Annotated in this window: 3 protein-coding genes and 1 pseudogene; 3 read left to right on the forward strand and 1 reads right to left on the reverse strand. The window is 63.9% G+C overall.

The features are described from left to right. Positions 1–438, reverse strand: a pseudogene (locus NHF53_RS22555) (DNA polymerase IV); the annotation flags it as partial. Positions 439–692: 254 nt separating this feature from the next. Between NHF53_RS22555 and NHF53_RS22560 the strand changes: the two are divergent. From NHF53_RS22560 to NHF53_RS22570, 3 genes are all read left to right on the forward strand, one after another. Beyond that, complete coding sequence (locus tag NHF53_RS22560) at positions 693–1,454, forward strand: ImuA family protein (protein WP_252836201.1); 762 nt, start codon at positions 693–695, stop codon at positions 1,452–1,454. After that, positions 1,375–2,889 (forward strand): DNA polymerase Y family protein, encoded by a 1,515-nt coding sequence (locus NHF53_RS22565; RefSeq protein ID WP_252836202.1) that lies wholly within the window; start codon positions 1,375–1,377, stop codon positions 2,887–2,889. The genes NHF53_RS22560 and NHF53_RS22565 overlap by 80 nt, the downstream gene beginning before the upstream one ends. After that, a partial coding sequence (locus tag NHF53_RS22570) for a PHP domain-containing protein (protein WP_252836203.1) occupies positions 2,889–4,717 on the forward strand: 1,829 nt, incomplete at its 3' end. The genes NHF53_RS22565 and NHF53_RS22570, both read left to right, overlap by 1 nt.

Raw genomic sequence — 4,717 nt, forward strand, 5'->3', positions numbered from 1 at the left:
AGCGTTCAGCCCCGTTTCCTCCTTGATCCTCGCGCGGATTTCCGCGGCGATCTCGGTCGCGATCTCCATGCCTTTCAGGTTTTCGGTGACGTCGAGGTAGGCTTCGTCGAGCGACAACGGTTCGATCAGTGCCGTGTATTCGGCGAAGATTGCGCGGATCTGCGACGAGACAGCCTTGTAGACGTCGAAGCGTGGCGGGACGAAGATCAGGTTCGGGCATTTGCGCCTTGCCGTCACCGAGGGCATCGCCGAGTGAACGCCCAACTTACGCGCTTCGTAGCTTGCCGCTGCCACCACGCCGCGGGCGACAGGACTGCCGACGGCGACCGGCAAACCCTTCAGCTCGGGATTGTCGCGCTGCTCGACCGATGCGTAGAAGGCATCCATGTCGATGTGAACGATCTTGCGCGGCCGGCCCTGGCCTTCTTCGTCTGTCATGGGCCCGCTTCCATCCGCATTATGAACCCGAATATGGGGTATGCTTGCCGCATTTCCCGCCAGTGACGCCAAAACGCGATCGCATGAAAAATTTCCTTTCCTCTCATCGATTTGAATCCGTTCGCGGATTCACCAACCTTGCGTCGCCTCTCAACTTTGACGGGTCGCATACGCATTGACTCGTTTTCAGCAAAAGAACAAATACAGAACATATGCCAGTTTCTCAAGCCGAAAACGGGTTGCGAAAGAAGACCATGACTGCCGCCGCCGCCATCTCGAACACTGTCCTCGCCGAGTTGCGCGAGAAGATCGCCAACCTGGAGGGGGTGGGCTCGCGCCCTCGAAGCGTTCTTCCGTTCGGCGTGCCGGAGATCGATGGCCGTCTGCCGGGCGGCGGACTTGCCTGCGGCGCCCTGCATGAGGTGGCGGGTGGTGGAAACGGTGCAATTGACGGGGCGGCCGCCGCGCTCTTCGTCGGGGGCATCGCTGCCCGAACCACCGGCAAGGTGGTCTGGTGCCTCACGCGCTTCGACCTATTCTTTCCGGCACTCGCCCAGGTCGGGCTTCACCCCGACCGCGTGATCTTCGTCGAGTGCGACAAGGAAGAGACGATGCTCGCCAGCTTCGAGGAGGCGCTGCGCTATGGCGGCCTCGGGGCCGTCGTCGCCGAACTTGTGCGCTTGCCGATGACCGTATCGCGCCGGCTGCAGCTTGCAGCGGAAAAGTCGGGCACCTTGGGTCTGGTGATCCGTCGCTGGCGGCGCCAGACCGAAGCCTCCGACTTCGGTTCGCCGACGGCTGCATCGACGCGCTGGCGGATCTCGGTTCTGCCGTCCGAACCGTTGCCGGTGCTGGGCGTCGGGCGGGCGCGGTGGCTCGCGGAACTGATCAGGGTGAGGGCGGGAGAGAGCGCGGAATTTGTCGTAGGTGCATGTGATGGTCAGGGTCGTATCTGTCTTTCTTCCGACGCTGGCGACGGATCGGGTGAGACGCGCCGATCCCTCGCTACCCGTTGAAACCCCGCTCGCGATAGTCGCCAGGAGCGGTTCGAAGCGGTGGATTGCCGCGGCCGACAAGGCGGCTCTCCAACACGGCCTTCATGTCGGCATGCCGGCGGCCAAGGCGCAGGCGCTGGTCCAGCGGCTGATGATGATCGACGCCGATCCGGCGGCCGATCTCGCGGCTCTTGAAAGGCTGACGCTCTGGGCCCTGTCGCAATATTCCCCTGTCGTCGCCATGGATCCTCCGGACGGGATCGTCATGGACACCGAAGGCGCCGATCACCTTCAGGGTGGCGAGGAGCTGATGCTGTCCGGCCTCGTCAATCGTTTCCGCGCGCGAGGCCTTGCGGCCCGTGCGGCCATTGCCGACACCTGGGGTGCCGCGCATGCGCTGGCCCGGAGCACCAATCGCGAGACCGTCATCGTCCCGCGCGGAGAGACCGCCAGCGTCGTAGGGCGCTTGCCGCTGTCATCGTTACGATTGCCGGTCGAGACGATCGCCGGTCTCCGCACCCTCGGCTTTGCCACCGTCGCCGATCTGGAAGCGACGCCGCGCGCGCCATTGGCCCTTCGCTTCGGCCCGGAGGTCGGGTGCCGTCTCGACCAGATGTTCGGGAGGGTCGCGGAACCCATCGATCCGATCCGGCCGGCGGACCTGATCGAACTGCACAAGTCCTTTGCCGAACCGATCGGCGCTGCGGAAACCATCGAGAAGTACGTCAGCCGGCTGGTGCGCCAGCTTTGCCTCGAGCTCGAACAGCGCGGGCTCGGCGTGCGTCGCGCCGACCTCGTCATTCACCGCGTCGACAACACCATGCAGGCGCTCAGGGCCGGGACCGCAAAGCCGGTCCGCGATGTTGCCTGGTTGATGAAGCTCTTCCGCGATCGCTTCGAGAAGATCGAACCCGGTTTCGGCATCGAGAAGCTGAGCCTTGCCGCGACCCTCGTCGAACCACTCCCCGAGGTTCAATCAGCCTCTTCCCTGATCGAGGATCAGATGACGGACGTGACGCCGCTCATCGATGTGCTCGGCAATCGTGGCGGCCAGCGGATTTTCCGTGTCGCGCCGGTCGCAAGTGACGTGCCCGAACGCAGCGTCCAGCGGATCGCGCCGATGGCGGACGAGGTGGGTGCCACCTGGCCGCTGCAATGGCCGAGGCCGCCCCGGCTTCTCGCCCGTCCCGAGGCGATCGAAGTGATCGCTCTGCTGCCGGACCATCCGCCGGCCTCTTTCACCTGGCGTGGCAAGCGCCGCCGGGTGAAGCGGGCCGACGGCCCGGAGCGCATATTCGGCGAATGGTGGAAACGAAGCGCCGAATGGGTTGCGGTGCGCGACTATTTCGTCGTCGAGGACGAGGTAGGCGAGCGCTTCTGGATCTTCCGATCCGGTGATGGCGTCGATACGCAAACCGGCTCGCACGACTGGTTCCTGCATGGGATCTTTGCATGATGCGCTACGCCGAGCTTCAGGTGACGACGCATTTTTCCTTTCTCAGGGGCGCGAGCTCGGCCGAGCAGCTGTTCGCGACGGCAAAACTGCTTGGCATCGAGGCGCTCGGTATCGTCGATCGCAATAGCCTTGCCGGTATCGTGCGCGCCCTGGAGGCGTCGCGGGCAACTGGCGTGCGACTTGTCGTCGGCTGCCGGCTCGATCTGGCCGATGGCATGTCGATCCTCGTCTACCCGACCGACCGCGCCGCCTATTCGCGACTGACGCGGCTGCTGACCTTGGGCAAGGCGAGGGGCGGGAAGGCGAACTGCATCCTCCATCTCGATGACGTCGCACTCTATGCCGACGGCCTGATCGGCGTCCTCGTGCCGGACCTGGTCGATGAGACCTGTTCCGTGCAGCTCAGGAAGATGGTCGAGATCTTTGGTGACCGCGCCTATGTCTCACTCTCCCTGCGCCGCCGTCCCAATGATCAGTTGCGGCTGCATGAGCTCTCGAACCTCTCGGCAAAACACCGCGTGAAATCCGTCGTCACCAACGACGTGCTGTTCCATGAGCCGGCACGCAGGCAGCTGCAGGATGTCCTCACCTGCATCCGGACAGGAACCACCATCGACGATGTCGGCTTCGAGCGGGAGCGACACGCGGACCGATACCTGAAACCGCCCGATGAGATGGCGCGGCTCTTTCCTCTCTACCCGGAAGCGCTCGAGCGAACGATGGAGATTGTCGAGCGCTGCAGGTTCTCGCTCGAGGAACTCGTCTATCAGTACCCCGAGGAAGCGCTGATCCCGGGCATGACCGCGCAGCAGTCGCTGGAGCATTACACCTGGGAGGGCGTGAAGACGCGCTACCCGGAAGGTTTGCCGGCACATGTCGAGAAGACGATCCGGCATGAGCTCGCGCTGATCGAGACCATGAAATACGCGCCCTACTTCCTCACTGTCTTCTCGATCGTTCGCTATGCCAGGTCGCAGGGCATTCTCTGCCAGGGCAGGGGGTCGGCCGCCAACTCGGCCGTCTGCTACGTGCTCGGTATCACCTCGATCGATCCCGAAACCAATGACCTCCTCTTCGAGCGCTTCGTCTCCCAGGAGCGCGACGAGCCGCCCGACATCGACGTCGATTTCGAGCATGAGCGCCGCGAGGAAGTGATCCAGTGGATCTACAAGACCTACGGCCATGACAAGGCTGCTCTCTGCTCGACCGTCATCCGCTATCGCGCCAAGGGCGCCATTCGCGACGTCGGCAAGGCGCTCGGCCTGCCCGAGGACCTGATCAAGGCGCTCTCTTCCGGCCTCTGGTCATGGTCCGATGAAGTCGGCGAGCAGCAGCTGCGCGACCTCGGCCTCAATCCGGACGACCGTCGTCTCGCCCTCACTTTGACGCTTGCGCGGCAGTTGATGGGAACGCCGCGCCATCTCAGCCAGCATCCGGGCGGCTTCGTGCTCACCCACGACAGGCTCGACAACCTGGTACCGATCGAGCCGGCGACGATGGCCGACCGTCAGGTGATCGAATGGGACAAGGACGATATCGAAGCCCTGAAGTTCATGAAGGTCGACGTGCTGGCGCTCGGCATGCTGACCTGCATGGCCAAGGCATTCGCCCTGATCTTCGAGCACAAGCATCAGGAACTCGACCTCGCGACCATTCCGCAGGAGGACCCGCCGACCTATGCGATGATCCGCAAGGCCGACACGCTCGGCACCTTCCAGATTGAAAGCCGAGCGCAGATGTCCATGCTGCCACGCATGAAGCCGAGGACCTTCTACGACCTCGTGATCCAGGTGGCGATCGTCCGCCCCGGCCCGATCCAGGGTGACAT

It is taken from the genome of Ciceribacter sp. RN22 (genome assembly GCF_024054295.1).
GTDB lineage: Bacteria > Pseudomonadota > Alphaproteobacteria > Rhizobiales > Rhizobiaceae > Allorhizobium > Allorhizobium lividum.

What these genes read in the sequence shown, in the direction of transcription:
- NHF53_RS22560 (WP_252836201.1), top strand. Translation starts at nt 693, where the DNA reads ATGACTGCCGCCGCCGCCATCTCGAACACTGTCCTCGCCGAGTTGCGC.
- NHF53_RS22565 (WP_252836202.1), top strand. Translation starts at nt 1,375, where the DNA reads ATGGTCAGGGTCGTATCTGTCTTTCTTCCGACGCTGGCGACGGATCGG.